The 26,292-nt window shown below is 76.5% G+C and carries 20 protein-coding genes; 9 read left to right on the top strand and 11 right to left on the bottom strand.

The annotated features are described in order from the left end of the window. Window position 1 precedes the first annotated feature (1 nt). Entirely contained in the window at window positions 2-913 is a 912-nt protein-coding gene (prpB, locus tag ACFFKU_RS11510) for a methylisocitrate lyase (RefSeq protein WP_380137995.1), read from the top strand. Window positions 914-967: 54 nt separating this feature from the next. Next, window positions 968-2,122: a bifunctional 2-methylcitrate synthase/citrate synthase gene (locus ACFFKU_RS11515; protein WP_380137997.1), complete on the top strand. Its 1,155-nt coding sequence runs from the start codon at window positions 968-970 to the stop codon at window positions 2,120-2,122. Window positions 2,123-2,189: 67 nt separating this feature from the next. Here the strand turns inward: ACFFKU_RS11515 and crtI are convergent, their stop codons facing one another. Together crtI and ACFFKU_RS11525 are read right to left on the bottom strand one after the other, a co-directional pair. Next, a complete protein-coding gene (crtI, locus tag ACFFKU_RS11520; protein WP_380137998.1) occupies window positions 2,190-3,752 on the bottom strand; it encodes a phytoene desaturase family protein in 1,563 nt (520 codons plus the stop codon). After that, window positions 3,749-4,882: a polyprenyl synthetase family protein gene (locus tag ACFFKU_RS11525; protein WP_380138000.1), complete on the bottom strand. Its 1,134-nt coding sequence runs from the start codon at window positions 4,880-4,882 to the stop codon at window positions 3,749-3,751. Before ACFFKU_RS11525 ends, crtI begins: the two co-directional genes overlap by 4 nt. 243 nt (window positions 4,883-5,125) lie before the next feature. Here ACFFKU_RS11525 and ACFFKU_RS11530 point away from each other — a divergent pair, with 243 nt between their 5' ends. Continuing rightward, window positions 5,126-5,854: a CDP-alcohol phosphatidyltransferase family protein gene (locus ACFFKU_RS11530; protein WP_380138001.1), complete on the top strand. Its 729-nt coding sequence runs from the start codon at window positions 5,126-5,128 to the stop codon at window positions 5,852-5,854. A 125-nt stretch (window positions 5,855-5,979) separates the two neighbouring features. Here the strand turns inward: ACFFKU_RS11530 and ACFFKU_RS11535 are convergent, their stop codons facing one another. From ACFFKU_RS11535 to ACFFKU_RS11560, 6 genes are all read right to left on the bottom strand, one after another. Next, window positions 5,980-7,458, bottom strand: coding sequence for a phytoene desaturase family protein (locus tag ACFFKU_RS11535; protein WP_380138003.1), 1,479 nt, complete (start codon window positions 7,456-7,458; stop codon window positions 5,980-5,982). Beyond that, complete coding sequence (locus ACFFKU_RS11540) at window positions 7,455-8,537, bottom strand: glycosyltransferase family 2 protein (protein ID WP_490054849.1); 1,083 nt, start codon at window positions 8,535-8,537, stop codon at window positions 7,455-7,457. The genes ACFFKU_RS11535 and ACFFKU_RS11540 overlap by 4 nt, the downstream gene beginning before the upstream one ends. A 71-nt stretch (window positions 8,538-8,608) precedes the next feature. Beyond that, window positions 8,609-9,427, bottom strand: a complete 819-nt coding sequence (locus tag ACFFKU_RS11545; protein ID WP_380138005.1) for a carotenoid biosynthesis protein — start codon at window positions 9,425-9,427, stop codon at window positions 8,609-8,611. Window positions 9,428-9,496: 69 nt separating this feature from the next. Next, window positions 9,497-10,276, bottom strand: a complete 780-nt coding sequence (locus ACFFKU_RS11550) for a monooxygenase (protein WP_380138007.1) — start codon at window positions 10,274-10,276, stop codon at window positions 9,497-9,499. An 11-nt stretch (window positions 10,277-10,287) separates the two neighbouring features. Then, complete coding sequence (locus ACFFKU_RS11555; protein ID WP_380138008.1) at window positions 10,288-11,283, bottom strand: alpha/beta fold hydrolase; 996 nt, start codon at window positions 11,281-11,283, stop codon at window positions 10,288-10,290. 42 nt (window positions 11,284-11,325) lie between these two features. Beyond that, a complete protein-coding gene (locus tag ACFFKU_RS11560; RefSeq protein ID WP_380138009.1) occupies window positions 11,326-11,802 on the bottom strand; it encodes a hypothetical protein in 477 nt (158 codons plus the stop codon). Between the two features lie 386 nt (window positions 11,803-12,188). On the opposite strand from ACFFKU_RS11560, the gene ACFFKU_RS11565 reads away from it, so the two are divergent. The 6 genes from ACFFKU_RS11565 to ACFFKU_RS11590 all read left to right on the top strand — a co-directional run bounded on the left by ACFFKU_RS11565 (window position 12,189) and on the right by ACFFKU_RS11590 (window position 20,535). Beyond that, complete coding sequence (locus ACFFKU_RS11565) at window positions 12,189-12,701, top strand: DUF6504 family protein (RefSeq protein ID WP_380138010.1); 513 nt, start codon at window positions 12,189-12,191, stop codon at window positions 12,699-12,701. A gap of 92 nt (window positions 12,702-12,793) precedes the next feature. Further along, window positions 12,794-13,216 carry an SAV_6107 family HEPN domain-containing protein gene (locus tag ACFFKU_RS11570; protein WP_380138012.1) on the top strand — a complete coding sequence of 141 codons (423 nt, stop codon included), beginning with the start codon at window positions 12,794-12,796 and terminating at the stop codon, window positions 13,214-13,216. Between the two features lie 358 nt (window positions 13,217-13,574). Beyond that, window positions 13,575-17,579 (top strand): DNA polymerase III subunit alpha, encoded by a 4,005-nt coding sequence (locus ACFFKU_RS11575; RefSeq protein ID WP_380138093.1) that lies wholly within the window; start codon window positions 13,575-13,577, stop codon window positions 17,577-17,579. A gap of 115 nt (window positions 17,580-17,694) precedes the next feature. Further along, a complete protein-coding gene (locus ACFFKU_RS11580; protein WP_380138013.1) occupies window positions 17,695-18,468 on the top strand; it encodes a methyltransferase in 774 nt (257 codons plus the stop codon). Window positions 18,469-18,552: 84 nt separating this feature from the next. Then, the gene (gene dinB, locus ACFFKU_RS11585; RefSeq protein ID WP_380138015.1) at window positions 18,553-19,782 is read left to right on the top strand and encodes a DNA polymerase IV; all 1,230 of its coding nucleotides are present in this window, start codon (window positions 18,553-18,555) and stop codon (window positions 19,780-19,782) included. Window positions 19,783-20,130: 348 nt separating this feature from the next. Then, a complete protein-coding gene (locus ACFFKU_RS11590) occupies window positions 20,131-20,535 on the top strand; it encodes an SCO2097 family morphological protein (RefSeq protein WP_380138016.1) in 405 nt (134 codons plus the stop codon). A gap of 296 nt (window positions 20,536-20,831) precedes the next feature. On the opposite strand, the gene ACFFKU_RS11595 is transcribed toward ACFFKU_RS11590, so the two are convergent. From ACFFKU_RS11595 to ACFFKU_RS11605, 3 genes are read right to left on the bottom strand one after another with little or no spacing between them, the layout of a single operon-like run. Further along, window positions 20,832-23,207, bottom strand: coding sequence for a transglutaminase TgpA family protein (locus tag ACFFKU_RS11595; protein WP_380138018.1), 2,376 nt, complete (start codon window positions 23,205-23,207; stop codon window positions 20,832-20,834). Next, window positions 23,204-24,886 carry a DUF58 domain-containing protein gene (locus tag ACFFKU_RS11600; RefSeq protein ID WP_380138019.1) on the bottom strand — a complete coding sequence of 561 codons (1,683 nt, stop codon included), beginning with the start codon at window positions 24,884-24,886 and terminating at the stop codon, window positions 23,204-23,206. Before ACFFKU_RS11600 ends, ACFFKU_RS11595 begins: the two co-directional genes overlap by 4 nt. 8 nt (window positions 24,887-24,894) lie before the next feature. After that, on the bottom strand, window positions 24,895-25,842 hold the full coding sequence (locus ACFFKU_RS11605) for an AAA family ATPase (protein ID WP_380138094.1): 948 nt from the start codon (window positions 25,840-25,842) through the stop codon (window positions 24,895-24,897). Window positions 25,843-26,292: the final 450 nt, after the last annotated feature.

The raw sequence follows: 26,292 nt of genomic DNA on the forward strand, positions 1-26,292 counted from the left end.
GATGCTGACCTCCGCCGTCACGCCCGCCGAACGACGGGTCCGCCTGCGGGCGGCGCTGGCCGGGACGGACCTGCTCCGCTTCCCCGGCGCCTTCAACCCGCTCTCGGCGAAGCTGATCCAGCGCAAGGGCTTCGAGGGCGTCTACGTGTCCGGGGCGGTCCTGTCGGCCGATCTCGGCCTGCCCGACATCGGCCTCACCACCGCCACCGAGGTCGCCGCCCGCACCGCCGCCGTCGTCGCCCAGACCGACCTGCCGGTGGTCGTCGACGCCGACACCGGGTTCGGCGAGCCGCTGAACCTGGCGCGGACGGTGCAGACGCTCGAGCACGCCGGTGTCGCCGGTCTGCACGTCGAGGACCAGGTGAACCCGAAGCGGTGCGGGCACCTGGAGGGCAAGAGCGTCGTCGACGAGGCCACGGCGGTGCAGCGGATCTCCGCGGCCGTGCGCGCCCGGCACGACCCGAACCTGCTCGTGATCGCCCGCACCGACATCCGCGGGGTCGAGGGGTTCGACGCCGCGCTGCGCCGGTCGCAGGCGCTCGTCGACGCCGGGGCCGACGCGCTGTTCCCCGAGGCGATGAGCGATCTCGACGAGTTCGCCCGCGTCGTCGCGGCGGTCGACGTCCCCGTGCTGGCCAACATGACCGAGTTCGGCCGCAGCGACCTGTTCACCCACGAGCAGCTGCGCGACGTCGGGGTCCGCATCGTGATCCACCCGGTGTCCCTGCTGCGCCTGGCCATGGGGGCCGCCGACCGGGCCCTGGACGCGTTGGCCGCGCAGGGAACCCTGGCCGGGGAGGTCCCGCGGATGCAGACCCGCGCCGAGCTCTACGACCTGCTCGACTACGAGGCCTACGGCGACTTCGACGCCGGCGTCTGGACGTTCTCCCTGGAGGGGAACCGGCCGGGCTGAGCGCCCGCCGAGGAAGAGCCCGAAAACCGCCGCCGACCGCGAAGGAGCGTCCCGATGGCCAGCCCCGCAGGAAACGTCGAACCCCAGGAACCCGAGGTGCATCGGGGTCTCGCCGGGGTGGTGGCCGACACCACCGCCGTGTCCAAGGTGAACCCCGCGACGAACTCGTTGCTGTACCGCGGCTACCCCGTGCAGGAACTGGCCGAGCACTGCTCCTTCGAGGAGGTCGCCTGGCTGCTGTGGCACGGAGAACTCCCGGGCCCCGGTGAGCTGGACGGGTTGCGCGAGCGCACCGCCGCGGCCCGCCGCCTCGACGACCGGGTCCGTCGGGTGGTCGAGGAACTCCCGCTCGCGGCCCACCCGATGGCCGTCGTCCGGACGGCGGTCAGCGTCCTCGGCACCCTCGACCCCGACGCCGGCGACGACTCGCCCGCCGCCGAGCTGCGCAAGGCGGAACGGCTGTTCGCGCAGCTGCCCGCGGTGGTGGCCTTCACCCAGCGCCGCCGCCGCGGGGAGGACCCGGTCGACCCGGACCCGGCCCTGGACCACGCGGCCGACTTCCTGCACCAGACGTTCGGCGAGACCCCGTCGGCGGCGGTGGCCGACGCCTTCCGGATCTCGCTGATCCTCTACGCGGAGCACTCCTTCAACGCCTCGACCTTCACCGCCCGGGTCGTCACCTCGACCCTGTCCGACCTGCACGCCGCGGTCACCGCGGCGGTGGGCGCCCTGGCCGGGCCGCTGCACGGCGGGGCGAACGAGAAGGTGTGGGACGTGTTCGCCGAGATCGGCCCCGGCCCGGGTTCGGGGGAGCGGGCGCGGGCCTGGGTGGACCGCGAGTTCGCCGCCCACCACAAGATCATGGGTTTCGGCCACCGGGTCTACCGCTCCGGCGACTCCCGGGTGCCGAGCATGGAGGCGGCCCTGCGGCGTCTCGCCGCCGACACGGGTCGCGAGGACGTCGTCACCCTCTACGACGAGCTGCAGGCGGCGGTGGCCGGGCGCACGTCGGTGCTGCCCAACCTGGACTACCCCTCCGGCCCGGCCTACCACCTCATGGGGTTCGACACGGCGCTGTTCACGCCGATCTTCGTCGCGGCCCGGGTGGTCGGGTGGACCGCGCACGTCCGCGAGCAGCGGGCGGCGAACTCCCTGATCCGCCCGTTGTCGGCGTACTCGGGGCCCGCCGAGCGGCACCTGGACCGCTGACCAGCCGCCCGGCCCCGGCCGACCCCGGCGCGGTCCGGGCGGGGGCCGGGCGGGGTCGGTGCGGCGGTCAGCGCCAGGCGCGGGAGGTGTAGGCCCGGTCCTTGCCCGTGACCCGTTCGGCGGCCAGTCGTCCGGAGATGAGGACCATGGGGACCCCGACGCCCGGCTGCGTGCCCGAGCCGGTGAACACGACGTTCTCGCCCCAGAGGTTCCCGGGCCGGAACGGTCCGGTCTGGCGGAACGAGTGCGACGACGCGAACGGCGCCCCGTCGGCCATCCCACGACGTTCCCAGTCGGCCGGGGTGGTCACGTGCTCGACCTCGATGGCGTCGCCGAAGCCGGGGAAACCCCGCTCGGCGAGCACCTCGAGGACGTGCTCGCGGTAGCGCGGGGCGAGCCGGTCCCAGTCGATCCGGCGGTTCCCGGCCGACAGCGCCGGGGTCGGGAACAGCACGTAGTAGATGTGCTTGCCGTCCGGGGCGAGCGAGGGGTCGGACACCGTGGGGCGTGAGATGAGGACCGAGGGGTCGCTCATCACCCGCCCGTCCAGGAGTTCGGCGAACACCTCCTTCCACGCCTTACCGAAGGAGATGGTGTGGTGCACGGGATCCGGTGCGTCGTAGGACGATCCGGCCAGCATCAGGTAGCAGCTGGGGGAGTAGGTGAGGCGCCGGACGGTCCACGGGTCGCGGCCCAGCAGGTCGCGGTGGGCCACCGGGAGGTCGGGATTCAGCACCACGGCGTCGGCGGGGAACCGGCGCCCGTCGGTGGTGACCACGGCCGTCGCACGCGAGCCGGTGCGTTCCACCCGCTCGACCTCGGCGCCGTACTCGAAGCGCACCCCGTGCTTCTCGGCCGCCGCCGCCATCGCCGTCGGCAGCGCGTGCATGCCCCCGCGCGGGAAGAACACCCCGGCGACGGAGTCCATGTAGGCGATGACCGCGTACAGGGCCAGCGCGTCGTAGGGCGAGAGCCCCGCGTAGAGCGACTGGAACGAGAACATCTTCTGGACCCGCTCGTCTCGGAGGTACCGCGAGACGTGCGGCGCGAGCTTGCCGAACCCGCCCGCGGCCACGAGCCGGGCGAGGTTCGGCCGGACCAGGTCCAACGGGGTGTCGATGTTGGAGTCGATGAAGTCGCGGATCTCGTAGCGGTAGAGCCGACCGACGTGCTCGACGAACCGGCGGTACCCCTCCGCCTCGCCGGACCCGGCCAGCGCGGCGATGTTCTCGGCGGTCACGTCGACGTCGGCGCTGATGTCCAGCGAGGACCCGTCGGCGAAGCGGCCCCGGTAGAGCGGGTCGACCGGTTCGAGGTCCAGCCAGTCGTGCATGTCCTCCCCGACCGCGTCGAAGCAGTCGGCGATGAGGTCCGGCATGGTCAGGACGGTGGGACCGGTGTCGAAGCGGTACTCGCCCCCGCCCTCGGCCCCGGACACGATCAGTCCGGCGCGCCCGCCCGGGAGGGGTTCGCGCTCCAGCACGGTGACGCTGCGCCCCGCCCCGGCCAACCGCATGGCCGCCGAGAGCCCGGCCAGGCCGGCGCCGACGACGACGACCTCGTCGCTCGGTCCCTCGACGTGCCGCACCCGTCCCGGCAGCAGGTCCAGGGCCCGCCCGAACCGGCTCACGACAGCCGCGCCGTGGCCGCGACGACGAGCGTGTTCAGCGCGGTCCGCGCGGTCTCGTCGAGGCTGGACTTCTCCAGGGCGGTGCACGCCTCCTCGACCAGGTCGTCGATGAGGCGTTCCACCCCCGCCACGGCGCCGGTGTCGGTGAGCACGGTCTGCAGGGCCACGACGCCCTCGGCGTCGAGCTGCGGGTCGCCGAGGCGGGACTCGACCAGCTCGACCTGGGCCGGGTCGGCCGCGGCCAGCGCGAGGGCCACGAGCACCGTGCGCTTGCCCTCGCGCAGGTCGTCCCCGGCGGGCTTGCCGGTCTGGCCCGGGTCACCGAAGACGCCCAGGACGTCGTCGCGCAGCTGGAAGGCCTCACCCAGGGCCAGCCCGAACCGCGTGTAGGTCTCCTGCAGGGCGGCGGGAGCCCCGGCCAGGGCGGCGCCCAGCAGCAACGGGTGCTCCACCGAGTACTTCGCCGACTTGAACCGCACGACCCGGCGGGCGCGTTCGACCGCGCCCTCGCGACCGCGCAGCGCGGACGAGGCCTGCTCGAGCATGTCGAGGTACTGCCCTCCCATGAGCTGGGTCCGCATGGTCGAGAACACCGCCCGACCGCGGGCCAGGGCGGGCTCGTCGAAGCCGCTCGCCACGAACATCTCGTCGCTCCAGGACAGGCACAGGTCGCCGGCCAGGATCGCGCCGGCCAGCCCGAACCGCTCCGCCGACCCGCTCCACCTCAGCTCGGCGTGTAGGGCCGCGAACCGACGGTGCGCCGCCGGCAGACCGCGACGGGTGTCGGAGTCGTCCATCACGTCGTCGTGCAGCAGCGCCGCGGCCTGGAACAGCTCCAGCGCGGCGGCGGCCGTCGTGATCTCCGGCCCGGGCAGGCCCCCGGCGCCGAGGAAGCCCCAGAAGCAGAACGCCGGGCGCAGCCGTTTGCCGCCCGAGAGCAACGACTCGACCGCGTCGAGCATCGGTCCCGTCTCCGGGCTCACCTCGGCCAGCACGGCGCGCTGGCGGGCGAGGAAGCGGGTCAGTTCCGACTGGACGTCCTGCCGCAGTCGGGCGGTGAGGTCGCCGGCACCGGTGAAGACGGCGAGACCGTCCTCGGCGGTGGGGGCGGACGGGGGGAAGGCTGGCACAGCCGCACTCTAGGTGGGCCCCGATCGTCGAGCCACCGCTCCGCCGGGCGATCCGGGTCCGACCCGTGTGGGGATGCTCACGTCCTGCTCACCGGCGCGTCACCGGCCCGTCACGGACCCGTGCCGCGCTGCCCGTGCCGCCGTGCCGCCGTGCCGCGCCGCGGCGGTGGCTGGCCGGCGACGGTGGCGGACGGGCCCGCCCCGCGCCGGGGTCGGCGCGGTGTCTCGCCGTAGCCTGCGCGGGTGACCCCCACCCCCGCCCGGCGGCCCGGACGCCCCGGCCCGCCCGGACCACGCGCTGGGGTTCCCGACCGTGCCGAGTACCTGCGCCGGTGGGCCGCCCTGCACGGGGCTCCCGAACCGCGCGGGCTGGTGCGGGGCTGGCTGGGTGGGGTCCACGCCCTGGCCCGCCCCCTGGTCCGGGTCGGGACGCCCCCGGCCCTGGTCACGCTGGCCGGGGTCGCCCTGCTCGTCGCGGCCGCGCTGCTGGCCCCGTCGCGGCCGGCCCTGGCCGGGGTGCTCGTCGCCGTGGGGGGTGTCCTGGACAACCTCGACGGGGCGGTCGCGGTCCTGCGCGACCGCGTGAGCCGCTCCGGCGCCCTGCTCGACGCCGTGGGCGACCGGATCGGCGACCTCGCCTGCGCGGCGGTGCTCTGGGGGGTCGGCGCCCCGGCCTGGGTGGTCCTGGTCGCGGTCGGGCTCGCCCAGCTCCAAGAGTACGCCCGGGCCCGGGCCGGCGGCCTGGGCCTGGCCGAGGTCGGCGTGGTCACGGTCGCCGAACGCCCCGTCCGGCTCGCGATCGCGGCCGCGTTCCCGATCGCCGTCGTGATCGGCCCGGACCTGCCCTGGGGGCTGCTCGGGGCGGGGATCTGGGCCGGGCTCGGTGCGGTCGCCGTGCTCCAGCTGGGCCTGACGCTCGGTCGGCGGCTGCGCGCGGAGGACGCCGCCGACCGGGCCTCGGCGCGGGCCTGACGCCTCCCGCGCCGGGGGACCTCCTGTCGGCCCCTGCGGCGCCGTCGCCCGGAACCGGCAGGGTCAGGCTCCGCCGGGTCGGCTCCGCCGGGTCGGATCAGGCGGGTCGGCTCGGGCGGGTCGGCTCAGGCGGGTCCGATCAGGTCCGCCACGATCGAGGCCGAGAGCCCGACCAGCGGCAGTCCGCCGCCCGGGTGCGCGCTGCCCCCCACCAGGAACAACCCGGGGACCGGGGACCGGTTGGCCGGGCGCAGGAAGGCCGAGCGGGCCCCGTCGCTGGAGCTGCCGTAGATGGCCCCGCCGTCGCTGCGGGTCTGCTCGGCGAGGTCGGCCGGGGTGCGGATCTCGTACCAGCGCAACCGGTCCCGGACGTCCAGCCCGCGGGCGGCCATGACGTCCAGCACCCGTCGGGCGTAGTCCTCGGCCAGACCCGGTGCCCGCCAGTCCGTCCCGCCCGGGGGGCGACCCCCCGGGTCGTGCACGGGTGCGTTCACCAGGACGAACCAGGCCTCGCTGTCCTCGTCCGGACGCAACGCCGGATCGTCCGGGGCCGACACGTAGATCGTGGGGTCGGCCACGGGACGCCCCGCGGACAGGTCGTCGAACTCGGCGTCGTAGTCGTCGGGGAAGCAGACCGTGTGGTGGCGCAGCCCCGGGGTGCGCCCGGACAGGGCGAGCAGCAGCACGAACCCCGAGGACGAGCGGCGCCGGGCGGTCGGGGCCAACCGGGGTCGGGGGAGCAGCCGGCGGTAGAGGTGGGCGGCGTCGACCCCGGAGACCACGACGTCGGCCCGCAGCCGTTCCCCGTCGGCCAGTCGCACCCCGTCGACGCGCGCCCCCTCGGTCTCGATCGCGACGACGTCGGCCCCGGTGCGCACCGTGACCCCGAGCTCGCGGGCCCGGTCGGCGACGGCCAGCGCCAGCTGCCGCAGCCCACCGCGGACGTACCACCCGCCGAAGGCCTGCTCCACGAACGGGACGGTGGCCAGCGCCGCGGGGGCGCGCCCCGGGTGCGAGCCCGAGTAGGTGGCGTAGCGGTCCAGCATCATCCGCAGGCGCGGGTCGGTGAGGTAGCGCCGCCCCAGGGTGCGCAGGCTCGCCCACGGGGCGACGGTCCGGATGGCCGAGGTGTCCCGGGCCAGGGCGAGCAGGGTCCGCCGGCCCTCCAGCGCCGACTCCAGGAACGGTCCGCGCGAGACGTCCCAGATCGCCGAGGCGCGGCGCAGGAACGTGGTCCACTGCTCACCCCGGCCGGGGCCGAGCGCGTCGTCGAGCGCGGCCGCGACCGCGGGCAGTCCGTCACCGGGCAGGTCCAGCTCGACCCCGTCGGGGAAGCGGTAGTGCGCCAGCGGGTCCAGCTTCACCACGTCGAGCACCGACTCCAGCGGGGCACCGCTCTTCAGGAAGAGGTCGCGCTGCACCGCGGGCAGGGTCAGCAGGGAGGGGCCGGTGTCGAAGGAGAACCCGTCGCGGGAGAACCAGCCCAGCTTGCCGCCGACCTCGGCGGCCTGCTCCAGCAGGACGACCTCGTGCCCGCCGGCGCGCAGCCGGACGGCGGCCGACAACCCGCCGAGCCCCGCCCCGACGACCACGACCCGGCTCACGTGAGCGCCCGTCCCTTCCACCGGTGCCGTCCTCGCCCGCGCCAGGAGTCGGCCAGCAACGCCAGGAGCAGCGCGATGGAGAGCGGATGGGCCAAGGAGTCCGGCAGGGAGCGGGCCTGGGTCCGTTCGGCGACGGCGTAACGCCCGACGACCCCGGCCGCGTACCCGAGCAGACCGACCCGGGACCCCCCGAGGGCGGCGACGGCCGGCACGACGTAGGTGACGGCCAGCCCGGCGGCCACCGCGACCGCGGCGGGAGCCGGCCCGAACGCGGTGTGCAGCGACTTGGCGTACCCGGCCCGCAGCTCGGCGAAGTTCTCGTACATGCGGCAGGTGGCGAGCTCGGTGCCGTCGGCCACACCGCCGCTGCCCCCGCTGCGCTTGACCGCCCGCAGGAGGGCCAGGTCCTCCAGGACCTCGGTCCGGACGGCGGCGTGCCCCCCGGCCCGGTCGTAGGCGGCGGCGTCCACGATCAGGAACTGCCCGTTGGCCGCCGAGAGCGAGGGCCGCGACGAGGTCGCCGCCCGGCGCAGCGGAAGCGTCGTGACCCAGGACCACTGCAGCAGCGGCTGCACCAGCCGCTCGGCCCAGGTGCGGCTGAGCTGGCGGGGGTAGGGACTGACCAGGTCCAGCCCCTGCCGGCGCAGCAGGTCGATCCCCGCGGCCAGCGCGTGCGGGGCGAGGCGGACGTCGGCGTCGACGAAGACGTAGACCGCCCCGTCCGCCGCGTCGGCCAGCTGCGCGCAGGCGTGCGGCTTGCCCAGCCAGCCGGGCGGGGGACCGTCACCGCCGAGCACCCGGACGCGCCCGTCGCGGGCGGCGACCCCCCGGGCGATGGCGGCCGTCGCGTCGGTCGAGGCGTCGTCGAGGACGAGCACCTCGTAGTCGGCCACGTCGACCTGGTCGAGCAGGCTCTCGAGGCACTCGGTGAGCCGGGCCGCCTCGTCGCGGGCCGGGACGAGCACGCTCACCTTCTCCCGCACAGGGGGCGGTTCCAGCGCCGGACGGGCCAGCGCGCGCAGGTTGAGCAGGGAGTGGGTGGTCAGGGCCACGGCGGCCGTCGACCCGACCCAGACCAACGGGGCCGGGCGGCCCGGGGACCGTCCCGCGACGACCCGTCGCGCGGTCCCCCTCGTCCCCCTCACGCCCCTCACGCGGACCGCCGGATCCGGGCCAGGTAGGGGCCGACCGTGAGCCCCATCGCGACCCCGCCGTAGCCGGCCACCCGGGGACGGCCGAAGAAGGCCGCGTTGGCGAGCGTGGAACCCAGCCACGTCCACCCGAGCAGCCAGCCCGGCACCGCCTGCGCCGCCGGTCGGGAGCCGGCGGGCTGGGCGGCGGGCACCGCCCGGTGCAGACCGGCGCACAGCAGGAGGGAGGTCAGCACCCACCCCGCGTAGTTGCTGAGCGGGATGCCCGGGACCCCGGGCAGGTGCGGGTCGGGCTCGGCGAAGGCCCAGTGCCCGGCGGCCGTCATCTGCGGGTCCAGGAACAGGTCCCAGGTGGCCAGCGTCCAGGCGGCCGCGCCCACCGCGACCGGGGAGTGCCAGCGACCGGTCGGGGCCAGCGTGCGGCCGAGCTGCAGCGCGGGAGCGGCCATCATCGTCCAGGCCAGGGGGACGACGACCGGGACGTCGAGGACCTGCGGGCCCAGGGTCCCGGCGTAGCGGTAGCGGCCGAAGGGACGACCGGTGCGGGTCCCGACGACCTCGGCCAGCAGCCCGACCCCGCCCGCGACGACCAGCGTGCGGGCCGCCGCGCCCGGACCGTGGCGGCGGGCGGTGTCGGCCAGGGCGGCGGCGCAGAAGACCCCGACCGAACCGATCGTGGCCCGGCGCAGGTTCTCCCCGCGCAGCAACGGGTGGGCGATCTGACCCAGTACGGCGGCGCCGGTGAGCAGGCCCGGGAGGCTGCGCGGGAACCGGCGCGCCGGCGGTCGCGCGGGACCGCGCGAGGGACGGGGGAGCACGGTGCCAACCCTAGGGACCGCCTCCGACACGGCCCGTCGAGGGTGTCGCGACCCCGGGGATCGGGCGGGTCAGGCGGGGTCGAGACCCTCGGCGGAGAGCACCGCGAAGCGGGCGAACAGCTCCTCGACGTACCAGTTCTCCTCGGGCGTGCGGTTCATCACGTCGAGATGGGGTCGGCGACGGTGGGCGAAGCCGGTCAGCGCCTGGGTCGAGTCCCACACCGACAGGGTTCCCTGCAGACCGACCGGAGCCTCCCCGATGCCGGTGGCGTAGCGCAGACCCGGGACGGTGTTCAGGTCGCTGGAGACGGGGGGGACCGCCCGCCAGAACGAGGGGGCGCGGTGCATGCGCAGGCGGGCGCGGGTGATCGAGGCGACCGGACCGGTGTGGGCGCGGGCGGCGGCCGGGTCGCTCGGGCCGAACGGCTCCCGTCCTGACCAGCGCCCCCGGCTGGTCAGCGGGGCCAGGCGCAGCACCGTGCGGTGCTCGGCGGAACGGTCCCAGTCGCGCAGCACGGCCGAACCGGCGAAGGCGTCCGCGGCCTCCGTCGAGCTCCAGGCGACCAGCAGCGCCCAGCGGCGCAGATCGGCGTCGCGCACCGTGAAGGTGCGGCCGTCGCCGGTGCCGAGGAGCTTGGCGAAGCGGGCCCCGGGGGTGCGGGTCAGCCGGACCCGGTCCAGCGCCATCCGTCCCAGGGCCGCGCCGACCGCGCGGGTCGGGACGGTCCAGACGTGCACGCTGACGCAGGCGGGCCGTTCGGGGCCGGGGCGCTCGGTGGCCGGACGTCGGGGGTCCGGACGTCCGGGGACGTGGCGTTCGCCGGACCGGGGTCCGTGGGGGCGGGTCATCGCCCGCGACCCTACGAGGCCTGCGGTCGGACCGCCGCGCGGAGGCGGGCGTCGCGCCGGCGGGCGTCGCGCAGGCGGGCGCTGCGGACGGTCGCGGTGATGATGCGCAGGCAGTCCGCCGGGCGGTCCCAGGCCGGGACGTGCCCGCACCGGCGCAGCCGTTCGAAGCGGGTCTGGCGCGGGGCCAGCTCGGGGCGCAGGTAGGCGCGGGGGATGACGACGTCGCGGTCGGCGCTCACCAGCGTGACCGGGCAGGTCACGTCGGCGGCCCGGGTGAAGGACCCGGTCGCGATGGCGGTGTTGGCGTCGGCGTACCCCGTCGCGGTGGCGATGGCCTCGACCGCGTCGCGCAGCAGCGGCAACGGCAGCGCCAGCGGGGCGGCGCTCGTGGTCGCGAACCCCAGCAGCCGGACCGGGGCGGAGGCGGTGACCCAGTCCGGCAACCGCGCGGAGGCCCGGGCCAGGCGCTGGCCGGTGGGCAGCAGCGGCGGGCGGGGGCGGGGCCGGTACCAGAGCCCGGCCGGGGTCAGCGCGGTGACGCTGCGCACCACGCCCTCGTCCCCGTCCGACCCGTCCGTCCCGTCGGCCGCGGCGGCCTCCAGCACCACCCAGCCGCCGAGGGAGTGCCCGACCAGGTGGACGTCCTCGCCGAGGTCGCGGCACAGCTGCGCCAACCGTGCCCCCAACCGGGCGGGGGCCATCTCCGCGGCACCCGCGGCGGCCGGGGAACGGCCGTGGCCGGGCAGGTCGACCAGCAGCAGGCGGTGCCCGGCGGCCAGCTCCTCGAGCACCGGGGCCCACGCGTGCGAGGCCCCGCCCAGACCGTGCACCAGCACCAGCAGCGGCGCGGCGGGCCCGGCGGTCCCGACGTGGCGGCAGGCGAAACCGTGCCGGAGCTCCACCTCGGGCCGGTCCGGGCCGGGGTGCGTCGCGTCGTCCGCGGATGGCCGTGCCGGAGGGACGGCCCGGGTCGGGGCGTCGTGCAGCGCGGAGGAGGCGACGGGCATCCCTCCACGATACGGGCGGTCCACCTCGCGGTCACCCGTCGTTCACCCGAGCTCGACGGGATGACCTCCGGTCAGGCGGAGCAGCTCGTCGTAGCGGGTGTCCAGCGCCACGGCGTCGGCCGGGTCCCCGCCGGGGGCGACGAGACCGCGCACCCGCACGGTGCCGACGGGGGCCAGGGCGACGTCGACGAACGTCGCGATGCCCGGTGGCAGCCCCAGCGGGACGGTCTCACCGGTCTCCGCGGCCCGATCGGCCAGGTCGGCCAGGAGGCGGTGCACCTCGGGGCCGGCGGGCAGCAGCTCGTTCACGCCGAGGACCGCGGCCAGCACGCTCGGCAGCAACGGGTGGCGGGCGGAGGTGACCACCGCGACCACGTCCCCGGCCCGCAGGTCCTCCCCGGCTCCGCAGGCCGGTCCCGACAGGTCCGGGGACACCACGAGCAGTTCGGTGCTCGCCCCGGCGGGCGTGACGGCGGCGGCGGGGGAGCCGGGCCCGGCCGGGACGGGGAGAGGCTCCATCGACCGAGCGTAGATCCCGGTGCGCGGCCCCGTCCTGCTGTTCCCCCGGACGGGTCGGGGCCGGGCGGGAAGAGCTCGGTCGGGGGCCGGTCCGGGGAGCGATGCGGGGGCTGGACGCGGGGTGGGACGGGTCGTCGGCGCCGTCCACAGGGGGCCTCGCATCGTTGACCGCGATCGGGCGAGGTGGTGTACCTTCGATGTGTGTTCGAACTTCTGTTCGAACGCAGAGGCCGTCCGCCGCCCGGTCGGAGGGAGAGGGGAAGCTCCCCCCGCCCGGGTGCGGACGTGCCGTCCGGACCGTCTTCCCCCGGTCCACCGCACCGGCCCGATCGGCGGCCGGGACATGGTCGGTGAGCGTTCGTCGAGGAACGAAGGGGGACGGAACGATGCGGCGGTTCTCGGAACCGGTCCACGTGCGCTGGGAGGGTGGGGACCGTGGCGGTCCCGCCCCGGTGCAGTTCATCTGGCGGCGTCGGCTCTACGTCGTGCAGGCCGTGCTGGAGCACTGGCGCGAACGCAGCGCCTGGTGGGAGCACGCGGCGGTCGCGGCCGTGCACGGCGACGGTCCCTCGCGCGGGGGTTCGCGCGGGGGCCCCCGGCGGGACGGACCCCGCGACATCGCCACCCTGGCCCCGCCCGCGCCCCGTTCCGTGCTCGAGATCGGCGACCTCGAGCGCGAGGTCTGGCGGGTGGAGGCCCGGGCCGGTCGGCACGCCGACGTCGGCGTCTACGACCTCGCCCGGCCGGTCCCGGCCCCGCGCCCGGTCCTCGCCCGGACCGGTCCCGCCGGTGCCGCCGCCGGTGCCCCCGCCGACGCCCCGGCCGGCGCCGGGTTCGTGTCGGAGGCGACTGGTACCTCTACGGAGAACGCGTGGCAGCTGCTGCGCGTCAGCGACTGACGACGTCGGGGGCACCGAGGACATCGGCCGCACCGTCGACGTCCGAGGACGTCGACGAACACCGACGAACGACCATCGAGAACGGAGCCGTCGTGCCGACCCTGGAGAGTCCGCCCCGCCCCTCGTTGACCCCGACCGCCCTGGACCTGCTGGAACGGTCCGAGGCCGAGCTGCGCGCCGCCGTCACGGCCGAGGACGCGGCCGGGCGGTACGTCCACGCCCACCTCGCCGCGCTCCGGGCCGCGGCCGCGGTCGTCGCCGTGCACGGCCGTCCCGCCGGTCGTCGCCGGGCGGGCCCGCGCAGCGTCTGGGAGATGCTGCCCCTCGTCCATCCCGAGCTGGGTGGCTGGGCCCCCGTCTTCGCCGCCACCGCCGCGCGCCGCGCCGCTCTCGAGGCCGGCCGGGCGGTGGTGGACGAGCAGGGTGCCACCGAACTCCTCGGGCACGCCCGCCGGTTCCACCACGCCGTCGAGGCCGCCCTCGGCCTCACCCGGCGCATCCCCCTGGCGAGCTGACCCGCCGTCCCGTCCCGACGCCCCGGGCGTCGTCCGGCCCGGCTGCCCGGCCCCTCGCCAGATGCGCAGCAGCCAGACCGCAGCAGTCAGACCGCAGCAGCCAGACCGCAGCAGCCAGACCGCAGCAGCCAGACCGCAGCAGCCAGACCGCAGCAGCCAGACCGCAGCAGCCAGATCCCAGCAGCCAGATCCCAGCAGCCAGATCCACCGTCGCGCCGTCCTTCCCCGCGGACGCGTCCGACGACAGGACCCCGCCATGTCCACCCCGCCCGTCCCGCTCCCAGCCGTCCCATCTCCGGCCGTCCCGTCTCCGCCCGCCCCGTCCACGCGCCGACCACGGTCCCCGCAGGTCCCGCACCTGCACGTCGCCTCCGGTTACTCGATGCGGTACGGCACCTCCACCCCGGCCGCTCTGGTGGCCCGGGCCGTGGACCTGGGGATGGACACCCTCGCCCTCACCGATCGCGACGGTCTCTACGGCGCGGTGAAGTTCGTCCGGGCCTGCACCGACGCCGGGATCGCCCCGGTGCTCGGGGTCGACCTCGCCACCGCCCCCAGCGGGCTGGCGGCCGGGCTGCCCGGGTGGGCCGACCCCGGCGTCGTCCCCGCGCCCCGCCGCGGCCCGGTCCGCGGGGGGGCCGCCACCGAACCCCGTCATCCCCGGACCCTCCTGCTCGCCCTCGGTGACGCCGGTCCGGCCCGGCCCGGGGCCGGGGCCGGCTGGGCGGCGCTGTGCGGACTGGTCAGCGCGACCCACCTCGCCGGGGAACGCGGAACCCCGCTCACCCGGTCGTCGCTGATCGCCCGGCACGCGTCCGCCCCCGGGGGCGGGGCGGCCCTCGCAGTGCTGCTCGGGCCGGACTCCGAGGTCGGACGGGCGGTGCTGGCCCGCCGCGACGACCTGGCCCGCCGGGTCCTCCGGCACTGGTACGACGTCCTGCCCCCGGGGTCCCTGCACGTCGAGATCGTCTGCCACCACTCCCCGCGGCAGCGTCCGGGGAGCCTCGACCAGGCCGCCCGGATGCTCCTGCTGGCCCGCGAGTGCGGTGTCCCCGCGGTGCTCACCGAGGCGGTGCGCGGGGCCGGACCGGGTGACGCCCCCACCAGCGACCTGCTCGACGCGATCCGGCGCCTGGTGCCGCTGGACTCTCGTCACCTCGACCGGGTCACCGGCCGCGGGTACCTGCTGCCCGGGACCGAGCTGGCCGCGACCGCCCTCGAGGTCGCCGCGGCCGCCGACCCGGCCGGCGCCGCCGGCCTGGCCGCGGACCTGCTCGGGGCCACCACGACCCTGGCCGAGCGGGCCCGCCTCGACCCGGTCGCCGACCTGGGCATGGGGGCCCACCACCTGCCCGACCCCGCGGTGCTGGGGCTGACCCCGGGGCAGGACGCCGACGCGGTGCTGCGCGCCCGGGCCGCGGCCGGGGTGGGACGGTGCTACTCCGGGGCCGGGGAACGGTTGCGGGCCAAGGTCCTCCGGCGTCTCGACGCCGAGCTCGACATCATCGCGACCGTGGGTTTCGCGACCTACTTCCTCACCGTCGCCGACGTCTGCGACCTCGTCCGGGACGACCTCGGGGTCCGGGTCGCGGCCCGGGGTTCGGGGGCCGGCAGCGTCGTCAACCACCTGCTCGGGATCTCCGGGGTGGAACCCCTCGAGCACGGCCTGCTCATGGAACGGTTCCTCAACCCCCGACGCGGTCAGCTGCCCGACATCGACCTCGACGTCGAGGCCGCCCGCCGTGAGGAGGTCTACGAGGCGATCCTCGGGCGTTTCGGCGGGGAACGGGTCACCTGCGTCTCGATGATGGACACCTACCGGGTCCGCCACGCCGTGCGCGACGTCGGTGCCGCCCTGGGCCTGCCCCCCGTCGAGATCGACGCGATCGCCAAGGCCTTCCCGCACCTGCGGGCCCGCGACGCGCGCTCGGCGGTGCAGGAACTGCCTGAGCTGCGGCGCAGCGGGTTGGGCGAGGCCCGCCTGGGCGTGCTGTTCGACCTCGTGGAACGGCTCGACGGCCTGCCCCGCCACATCGCCCTGCACCCCTGCGGGGTCGTGCTGTCCAACCCCGACCTGCTGCACCGCACCCCGGTGGAGGCCAGCTGGAAGGGATTCCCCATGAGCCAGTTCGACAAGGACGACGTGGAGGACCTCGGTCTGCTCAAGCTCGACGTCCTGGGGATCCGGATGCAGTCCGCGATGGCCTACGCCGAGGCCGAGATCCGTCGGGTCGACGGGGTGGAGGTCGACGTCGACGACCGCTCCCAGGTCCCCCTGGACGACCCGGCCACGTACACGCTGGTGCAGTCCGCCCGCACCCTCGGCTGCTTCCAGATCGAGTCCCCGGGGCAGCGCGAACTCGTCGGCAAGTTCGCGCCGCGCACCTTCGCCGACATCGTGATCGACATCTCCCTGTTCCGGCCCGGGCCGGTGAAGTCGGACATGGTCACCCCCTTCCTGCAGGCCCGGCAGGGGTGGTCGCACCCGGAGTACCTCGACGAACGGCTGCGCCCGGTCCTGGAGCAGACCTACGGCGTGGTGGTCTTCCACGAGCAGGTCATCGAACTCATCCAGGCCACCACCGGTCACGACCTCGCCCTCTCCGACGAGTACCGCCGGCACCTGGGGACCCGGGCGGGACAGGCGGAGCTGGAACCGCAGTTCCGGGCCCGGGCCCTCGAGCACGGGTACCCCGAGGCCACCGTGGAACGGATCTGGGAGGTGCTGAAGGCGTTCGCCTCCTTCGGTTTCTGCAAGGCCCACGCGGCCGCGTTCGCCTTGCCGACCTACCAGTCGGCCTGGCTCAAGACCCACCACCCCGCGGCGTTCCTGGCCGGCGTGCTCACCCACGACCCGGGCATGTACCCCAAACGCCTGATCCTCGACGACGCCCGCAACCTGGGGATCGCCGTCCTCGGTCTGGACGTCAACGCCTCCACCGACACCTACCGCGTCGAGAAGGTCGACCCGGTCGACACCGGGGCGCACCGCAACCCCGAAGGTCTCGGCGACGGCGTCGCCGACGGCACCGGTTACGGGATCCGGTTGGCCCTCTCCGAGGTGAAGGGGATCAGCGAGGCGGAGGTCGCCCGCGTCGTCGCCGGCCAGCCCTACTCCTCGCTGTCCGACCTCTGGCACCGGGCCCGCCCCTCCCGTCCGGTCGCCGAGCGGCTCGTGCTCACCGGCGCCCTCGACGCGGTGCACGGGCTGTCCGCCCGTTCCGGGCGCGGTGAGGTCCACCGGCGGGGTCGGACCACCCGCCGCGACCTGCTCCTGCAGGTGGCCGAGCTGGACCGGTGGACCCGGACCGCGCTCGCTCCCCGCGCCCCGCACCGGGGCGGACGGACCCCGCACCCCGGGGACCTCCCGGTCCGCGGACCCGTCGGGACCGGCACCGTCGGGACCGGCACCGTCGGGGGCACCGACGTCCGGACCGCCGCCGCCCGGCAGTCGCAGGCCGCCCGGGCGGTCCCCGACCCGGCCGGGGACGGGGTCCAGCTGGCCCTCGACCTGGGCGCCCCCGAGGACGCCGGCCCGTCGGGCCTGCCCGAGATGAGCACCGCCGAGCGGGTCCGGGCCGAGCTCGACGTGCTCGGGCTCGACGCCAGCAGCCACGTGGTCGAGGCCTACCTGCCCCTGCTGCGGGAGCTGGACGCCGTCCCCGCCCGGCACCTGCTGCGTCGGCGCAGCGGGACGGAACTGCTCATCGGCGGGGTCAAGGTCGCCACCCAGACCCCGCCCGTGCGCTCCGGGCGCCGCGTCGTCTTCCTCACGCTCGACGACACCACCGGTCCGGTCGATGCCACCTTCTTCGAGGACGCCCAGGGGCCCTACGCCGCGACCGTCTTCCACTCCTGGCTGCTGCTGGTCCGCGGGGTGCTGCGCCGGACCGGGCCGCGCGGCGTCTCGTTGCGGGCGACCGGGGCCTGGGAGCTGCCCGCGCTGCACGAGACCTGGCTGGAGGGGGGGATCGCGGCCGTGCGCGCCGAGATCGCCGCCGCCCCGCAGATCACCTTCGACGGCCCGGCCCGGGCCGCGGCGCTGGAGGCGGCGGCCACCGGGGCCGCGGCCAGCCGATCCTCGCGCCCGGTGATGGAACCGTCCCGGGCCGGGGGGATGGGGGCACGTCGGGTCCTGGTGCACGCCAGCGGGTTCCGGCAGTCGCCCTACGCCGACCTGCGGCCGGCGGGGGAGGACACCCGCGACACCCGAGGGTCCTCGCGGGCCGCGGCCCACGCCTCGGCCCGCCTCCCGGAGCACCGCGCGACCCCTGACCTCGACCGGGGCGAGCGGGACGCGACGGGGTCGGCGCGGGCCGGCCGCAAGCTCTGGCACTCCAGCCAGGGGAGCTCGGGATGGTGACCGGGTCGCGGCGGGCCGGAGCCCCCCGTCCACCCGCCCGCCCGGGCACCCGCACCCGTCCCCGCCCGTCGTGCGCTCCCCGGACCGAGGGGGGGCACGGCCTAGGGTGGGGTTCGTGGCCAAGGAACGCTCCCGATCCCGCACCTCGACCGCGCTCTGGGCCGGTGTCCGGCGGTTGCTGGACGCCGGGGGCCCCGGGCCGCAGACCGTCGTCGACCTCGGGGGCGGGACGGGTGGTCTCGCCGTGCGGGTCGCCGAGCTCGGGCACCTCGTGGTCGTGGTCGACCCCAGCCCCGACGCCCTCGCCGCGCTGGAGCGCCGGGCCCGGGAGGCCGGGGTCAGCGACCGGATCCGCGCCGTCCAGGGCGACGCCGCCGAACTCCCCGCCGTCCTCGCCCCCGGCGGTCCCGCCGCGGCCGACCTGGCCGGGGTGTGGCCCGCGGCCGGCGCCGACCTGCTCCTCGCCCACGGGGTCCTGGAGGTCGTCGACGACCCCGCGGCCGCCCTGGCCGCGGCCCACGCCGTGCTCCGTCCCGGGGGCCGGCTCAGCCTGCTGCTCACCCAGTGGTCGGGCACGGTGCTGTCCCGGGCGCTCGCGGGCAACCTGGCCCAGGCCCTGCGCACCGTCACCGACCCCGAGCACCGCGGCGGCGACCACGACCTGCTGCGCCGCCGCTTCGACCGGGCGGGTGCGACCGGGCTGGCCGCCGCGGCCGGGTTCACCGTCACCGCGGTCGAGGGGGTCCGCATCTTCGCCGACCTCGTGCCCGCGGCCTGCGGGGCCTCCGAGGCCGAGCAGGCCCAGCTGCTCGCGCTGGAGGAGGCGGCCGCCCGGCACGAGGAGTTCCTCGGCGTCGCCGGGCAGCTGCACCTGCACGCCCACCGCTGACCCCGCCCCGCACGGCGACACCTCCGACCGTCCCTCCGACCGCACCCTCGACCGCCCCACCGGTCCCGGCCCGCGGGGGGTGCGGTGAGCCGCCGGGCCCTGCGGCCCGGGGTGGGGGACTGGGGGCCCGACGCGGACGACGAGGGGTGCGACGTCCTGCACGTCGACATGGACGCCTTCTACGCCTCGGTCGAGCTGCTGCGGTACCCGGAGCTGCGGGGCACCCCGGTCATCGTCGGGGGCGGCTCGCGCGGGGTGGTCCTCTCGGCCACCTACGAGGCGCGGCGCAGCGGGGTGCACGCGGCGATGCCGATGAGCCGGGCGCGCCGGTTGTGCCCGTCGGCCACGGTGCTGACCCCCCACCACGGCGACTACTCCCGGGTCTCGGCCGGGGTGATGGAGGTGTTCCGCTCGATCACCCCCGTCGTCGAACCGCTGAGCCTCGACGAGGCGTTCCTCGACGTCTCCGGCGCGGTGCGACGTCTGGGCCCCCCGGCCCGGATCGCGCAGCTCGTGCGCGACCGGGTCGCCGACGAGCAGGGGATCACCTGCTCGGTGGGGGTGGCCTCGACCAAGTTCGTGGCCAAGCTGGCCTCCGGCGGGGCCAAGCCCGACGGCCTGCTCGTCGTGCCGCACGCCGAGACCGTGGCCTTCCTGCACGCCCTGCCCGTCGGGGCGATGTGGGGGGTGGGGGCCAGGACCGAGGAGGCGTTGCTGCGGTTGGGGCTGCAGACCGTGGCCGACATCGCCCACGTCCCCGAGCACACGCTGCGCCGCGCCCTCGGGGAGGCCACCGGGCGGCACCTGCACGCCCTGGCCTGGGGCCGTGACGAACGCCGGGTGGTGGCCTCCAGCGGAGCGGCCGAGCGCAGCATCGGCTCGGAGGAGACCTTCTCCCGCGACGTCGACGACCCGCGCGTCGTGCACCGGGAGCTGCTGCGCCTGGCCGAGCGCACCGCCACCCGGGCGCGGGCCGCGGGCCTGGTCGGTCGCACGGTGGTGCTCAAGGTGCGCTTCGCCGACTTCACCACGATCACCCGCTCGCGCACCCTGTCCGAGCACACCGACGTCACCCGTGACGTCTTCGGGACGGCCCGGGACCTCTTCGACGCCCTGGGGTTGCAGCGGGCGCGGCTCCGGCTGGTGGGTGTGCGGTTGGAGGGGCTCGCCGACGCGGCCGGCCGCCACCACCAGCTGCTCCTCGGGGAGCGCCCCTACGGCTGGCGGGAGGCCGACACCGCCGTCGACCGGGCCGGGGCCCGGTTCGGGGCGGGAGCGGTCCGCCCGGCCACGCTCCTCAGCCCCCGCTCATGAGCCCGCCGCCGGCCCCGCGCCGTCGCGTCACCGCCGCCCCGTCACCGCTGTCCCGTCACCGCTGTCCCGTCACCGCTGTCCCGTCACCGCTGTCCCGTCACCGCCGTCCCGCCCGGCCGACACGCCCGGGGACAGCGGCCCGGAACCACGACGGAGGCCCGAGGCGTTGAGCCCTACGACGGGTCGGGGACGGTCGCCGCGCCGGTGCGATGACACGTCAGCAGGACGGGAAGGCACTCCGTGGGTGACGATGTGAGCCATCGTCGCGAGCAGATGTGCTAGCCGAGTTTCCTCGGAGCCCGTGGCGACTTATCCTCATCGAAAACGTGCGCACGCCAGGAGGTACAGGTGCCGCTCTCGGAACATGAGCAGCGTCTGCTCGAGCAGATGGAACGTGCGCTGTCCGCGGACGATCCGAAGTTCGCCAACGCCATGCGGGGTTCCCGGTCGGGCAAGGCTGCCCGGCGACGACTGCTCGTCGGCATCGCCGCCGTGGTGGTCGGTCTCGTCCTGCTCGTGATCGGGGTGAGTCAGTCCCAGATCTGGATCGGGGCGGGCGGTTTCGTCGTCATGCTCGCCGGCACGATCTGGGCGTTCTCCCCGGCCCGCAACGGTTCCGGGCCGCAGCCCACCCCCACGCCCGGCTCCTCCGGTCGCTCGCGCGGCGGCAAGGAACGCCGGTCGTCCGGCAGCACCGGGACCTTCATGCAGCGGCTCGAGCAGCGCTGGGACCGCCGCCGCAACCAGTGGTGAGCAGCTCGCTGACGCCGCCGAGCCACCCCGTCCGGGGCGGGTGAGGGGGGCGGCGAGCACCTCACCGACGATGTCCACGAGGTGGGTCCGGGAACGATCCCGGGCCCACCTCGTCGTCGTTCCCGGGCCCTCGTGCCGCCTCGCGCCCCCGGGTTGCGAGCGGTCCGTGAGGGCACGGACCGCAGACTGACGGCTCCACCGGGGGCCTCCGGGCGTCCGCACCGAGCGTGATTCTCCCCACACCCACCGTCAGATCCCGAGACCAGGTCGCCGCCGCACCCGCCGCGGCCCCCTCCTCAGGTCCGGTCGCGGTCCCACCAGTCCAGCAGGGCCCGGATCCCGGACCGCGGGAACAGTCGGGCCCGCCGCCGACGGCTCGCGGGGACGGCCGCGGCCAGCGCGGCCACCACCCGGTCCACCTCGCGGCGTCCCGGTGTCGCCACCACGGCCGGACGCGTCTTCACCGCCCCACCCGGCCCACCCGGCCCGTCGCCGTCCGGCCCGGCCCCACCGGGCCCGCCGTCCGTCCCGGCCCACGCCGGGGCGAACCGGCTCATCTCGACGGCCCGGCGCAGCGCGGCCAGGTCCTCGCGCACCGCTCCGTCGGCCCCGGACCCCATGGCGGAGAGCAGCTGCGCCTCGATCGTCCGCGGGGTCGCCGACCCGGCCCAGTCGAACCCCAGGTCTTCCGACCGGTCGCGCAGGTCGGCCCAGGCGGTCTCGGCCGGCCGCGGCCGCCCCGCCCGGGCCTCCGCCGCCCGGCCCGGCGCCCAGCGCCGGCGGTGCAGCAACCGGGCCGAGACCAGCGGGAGGAGCAGCGCGGCCAGGACCAGCACGCCCAGGGCGATCCACCCCCAGGGCAGGGCCCGCCAGCCCTCGGCCGGACGGGCCTGGGCGGGGACGGCCGCGGCGGTCGTCGTCGGAGCGGCGCTGGCCGTCGGGGTGGTCCCGGCCGACGGGGCCTGGGTGGGGACGGCACCCGGAGCCGAGGGCAGCGGCGCCACCGGGGTGCGGGGCAGGGTCCAGGACGGGGACTGACCGGTCCGCGTCGCCGGGGTCGGCTCGAAGCGCACCCAGCCCACCCCGCTGAACCACAGCTCCGGCCAGGCGTGCGCGTCCTGCGCGCTGATCCGCCAGGTGGAGCGGCCGTCGGCCTCCCCGGTCTCCTCCCCGGGGAGGAAGCCGATCGCGACCCGGGCGGGGATGCCGAGGCTGCGGGCCATCACGGCCATGGCCGAGGCGAACTGGACGCAGAACCCGCTGCGGTCGCGCAGGAAGTCGACCACCGCGCTCGTCCCGCCGTCGTTGGGGGCGTCGGTGGAGTAGGTGAACCCTCCGCTGCTGCGGAAGAACCGTTGCAGCTCCACGGCCTGCTCGTAGGGATCGGTCGCGTCGGCGGTGATCTCGCGCGCGGTGTCGCCGACCACCGCGGGCAGCTCCGGCAACGCGGTGTAGCGCTCCCGGATCGGGTCCGGGGCCGGGCCCGCGGAGCGCAGCTCGTCCTCGTCGGGCCGGATCTCCAGGTGGGTGGCCGTGTAGCGGACCCCACGAGTGGTCTCCCCGTCGCCCACGACGTTCAGCGTGTCGTCCTCCCAGAGCCAGTCGCCCTCGATCTGCACCCGCTCGCTGGGGTAGGGCAGCGGCAGGTAGGTCTGGTCCAGCCCGCGCACGGCGATCCGGGTCTCGCGGGTCTCCGCCTGCGCCCGGACCGCCTCGGACAGCCCCGGGGCCGGCGGCAGCCCGTCCTGGACCCGCTGGTCGCGGGGGATCGCCCCGCCGGTCGCCGGGGCCCAGGTCTCCCCGTCGAAGACGTCGGCGGTGACGATCCGCAGCGGTTCGGGGTTGGCCTCGTCGGTGCTGTAGGTGAGGATCGTCGCGTCCGAGCGGGCTCCCAGGCTGGCCTTCAGGTTGAGGATCGGGTTGATGACGGTGATGGTGTCGCCGCCCCCGAGCTCGACCCTCAGCTGGCGCTCGTCGAGGCCGGGAGCGGCGGCCGGGACGACGACGGCGGCCAGCAGCACCAGGCCCGCCCCGGCGGCGGTCGCGGTGGTCGCGGCCGCACGGATCCGCGGTGCCCGGGCCGACCGGGGCGACTGCCCGGCCCGCGGTCGGGTGAGGAGCACGACGTAGGGCAGCGCGACGCCCAGGAACGCCAGGGCGGACGCCCCCCCGGGGGCCAGCGCGACGGGCACGGCGACGACGGCGGCGAGCGGCAGCCCGGCCAGCGCCGGCCGGCGCAGCGGCACGGCGACCAGGTCCACGAGGAGGGCGCAGAGCCCCGCCCCGCTCACCACCAGCAGTCGCAGCCCGGTGATGTCCAGGGCCGGGACGCTGTAGCGCTGCAGGGCGGCGACGCCCTCGGTGCCGAGCCGGACGAAGCGCTCGGGGGTCCCCGGGCCGGGCAGGAGGCCCAGCACGGCGGTGGAGCCCCCGAACACGGCGACCAGCGCGACGACGAGCACGAGGACCTGCAGGCCGAGCACGGGCAGGAGCGTGGACCGGGAGCTGCGGGCCAGCGCGGCCCGGGCCAGCAACCCGGTGCCGACCACCGCGGCCACGACACCGAGCGCCGGTAGCACCCACCCCCCGCCGAGGAGCAACGGGCGCAGGCCCAGCACGGCGGCGGCGACGGCCGCAGCCCCCCACAGGGCGGTCCACGCACTCCGGGTCATGACCCCTCCCACCCTCGGCCCGACCGGTCCGTACCGGCCCGGTCCCCATCCTGCGCCCCCGGCCAGCCCGGTCCGGACGGCGTCGGGGACGAACCGGTGACCGGTGGGCGCGGCGGGGCGTGCACGGTGCTCTCGGCCAACCGGCCCCAGACCGGGGCGACGCCGTCCTCGGGGGTGCCGATCGCGGTCCGCCACCCGGCCCGGGCCAGCACGATCTCGGCCCGGCGCAGGGCGAGGTGCTCCCGGCCCGGCGCTCCGGACCCGTCCGGCCCGGGAACCGGAGCCGGTGCTGGTGCCGGAGCCGGGTCGGGCGCCGGGTCGGGCGCCGGCGTCGGCGTCGGCGTCACGACCGAGCCCCCGCCCCCCGACGCCGGCGTCGTCCCGGACGGCCCCGGGGTGGCGCTCGCCGGCCCGCCCGACGTCGCCAGCACCGCCACCGCGGTCCACCCCGAGGGGCGGGCCCGGGCCAGCGGCGCCACGTCGTCGGGACCGCAACGACCGAGGACGGCCACCAGCAGCGCGGGCTCGCCCGCGCCGAGCTGGGCGATGCTGCGGGCCAGCGAGGTCGGTGCCGCGGGACGCAGGACGGCGAGCGAGGCCAGCAGGTCCGGCAGGCCGGCGCGGTCCGCCCCGCCCGGGGGGTGCAGGACCCCGTCGCGGAGCAGACGGACGCGGTGGCCGCGGCGCGCGAAGTGGGTCAGGGCCGAGGCGGTCGCGCTCACCGCGAACTCGAAGGAGTCGGCCTCGACGTCCCCGACGTCGGCGCGCGCCGTCGCGGGGGAGCGTGGCCCGCCCCGGAACCGCAGCCCGTGGCGGGCGGCCCCGGACCGGTCGTGGGCGTTCGTCCGGTCGTCCAGCAGGACGACGACGTCGGGACGGCCCGGTCGTTCGTCGGCCCGCACCATCACCTCCCCGCGCCGGGCGGTGGCGCGCCAGTGGACCCGGCGCACGTCGTCGCCGTCGCGGTACTCCCGGACCGCGGCGTCGTCCAGGGCCGACAGGGTGCTGGCCCGGCCGGGGCGCCCGCGGCTGCCGCTGCTCTCCCCGCCGGGGATCACGGGCAGGTCGTGGACGCGGGGGAGCACGTCGACCTCGACCGCCTCGCCCAGGGTGCGGTGGGCCCGGACCAGGCCGAGCGGGTCGGCGGCGACCAGTTCGGCGGGTCCGACCCGGTACCGCCCCCGCCGTTCTGCCCTCAACCTGTGGTCGAGGTCGAGGGTCTGGCCGGCCTTCAGGGAGGGGAGGGCGAACGTCGTCCCGCCGCCCAGCTCGGCCGGGGCGGGGTCGTGGACGACGAGCCCCCCGGTGCGGACCGTGCCGCCGACGAACTCGAGCCGGGTGCTCGTCGTCCGGCCCGCCTCGACCGCCTGACGGCTCGACCTCGGCCTGAGGGTGACCGCGCCCAGGGCCCGGCGGGCCAGCACGAGGGCGAGGGCCGGCAGCAGGAGCAGCAGGACCCCGACGCGCAGCAGGTCGCGCTGGCCCAGGGCCACGGCGGCCACCGTGATCGCCGCGCCGGCTGCGGCCAGGCACCAGCCACGCAGGGTCGGTCGGGGCAGGGCCGCGGGCAGGGCCGCGGAGAGGGTGCGTCGGCCCCCGGGCCGGAACCCACCCTCCGGCGGGGACCCGGGAAGGGCCGGGGGGGTCGACGTCGACGTCGTCGGGGACGGGGAAGGCATCGGCCGGGTCAGTGCGGTCGGGGCAAGGCGGTGCCGCGCAGCACCTCGGCGACGACGTGCTCGCCGTCGCGTCCCCCGAGGACCGCGTCGGAGGTGGGCAGCAACCGGTGCGCGAGCACCGGCCCGGCCAGCGCCTGCACGTCGTCGGGCAGCACGTGGTCGCGTCCCTGCATCCCCGCCCGGGCCCGGGCCGCGCGGACCAGGTGCAGGCCGGCCCGCGGAGAGGCGCCGAGCCGGACGTCGGGGTGCTCCCGGGTCCGGCGGACGAGAGCCACCACGTAGTCCTCGATGGCCGGGGCGAGGTAGACGTCGTGGACCACGTCGAGCAAGCGGCGCACGGTGGCCACGTCGACGACCGGGCGCAGGTCGTCCAGGGGTTCGACCCGTCCGTGCGTGCGCAGCATCGTCACCTCGGCCGCGGCCGAGGGGTATCCCATCGAGGTGCGGGCCATGAAGCGGTCGCGCTGCGCCTCCGGCAGGGGGTAGGTCCCGTCCATCTCCACCGGATTCTGCGTGGCCACGACGAGGAACGGCGGCGCCAGCACGTGGGTGGTGCCGTCCACCGTCACCTGGCCCTCCTCCATGCACTCCAGGAGCGCCGACTGGGTCTTGGGGGAGGCGCGGTTGATCTCGTCACCGATCACCACGTTGGCGAACACGGCCCCGGGACGGAACTCGAACTCACCGCGGTCGGCGCTGAAGACCGTGGACCCGGTGACGTCCCCGGGGAGCAGGTCCGGGGTGAACTGGATGCGCCGCACGCTGCCCGCGACCGACCGGGCCAGTGCCTTGGCCAGCATGGTCTTGCCGACCCCGGGCACGTCCTCGACGAGCAGGTGCCCTCCGGCGAACAGGACGGTCAGGGCGAGCCGGACGGTCTCGTCCTTGCCCTGGATGACCTGCTCGACCGATCCGACGAGGTCCTCCGCCACGCGCTGCAGGTCCCGCAGGTCCACCGGGTGGCCGCCGTCGGCGCCCCCCGGGTCGCCCACCGCTCCGGGGCGGGCGTCGGGGCGGTCGGGCTGGGCACTCGTGGTGGTCACCGGTCTGGTTTCCTCTCGCCGCAGGCCGGGTCTCGAGGCGCACGGCCCGGCGGTGTCGCTGTCGCGCCGGACGTCGTGGGAGCGGGGCCGGGGCGCCCGGGTCGGGAACCCGACCGGACGAACCGGGTGGCCCCGCCGCCGACGCCGCCTGGTGCAAGGGACAACTGTGCCTCACGTCTCCCGACCCGCGCCCGGCGAGGCGGTGCTCCCACCCGTTCGCGGACCCCGAGCACCGACGGGCCCCACGGCGGAGCGTGGTCGACGGGACGGTGCTGCGGGCACGACCTCACCTCGCCGGCCACCCCGCGGTCCGACCCCGCCGTCCCACCCCGCCGTCCCACCCCGCCGTCCCACCCCGCCGTC

The organism is Kineococcus gynurae (assembly GCF_042433995.1).
Lineage (GTDB): Bacteria > Actinomycetota > Actinomycetes > Actinomycetales > Kineococcaceae > Kineococcus > Kineococcus gynurae.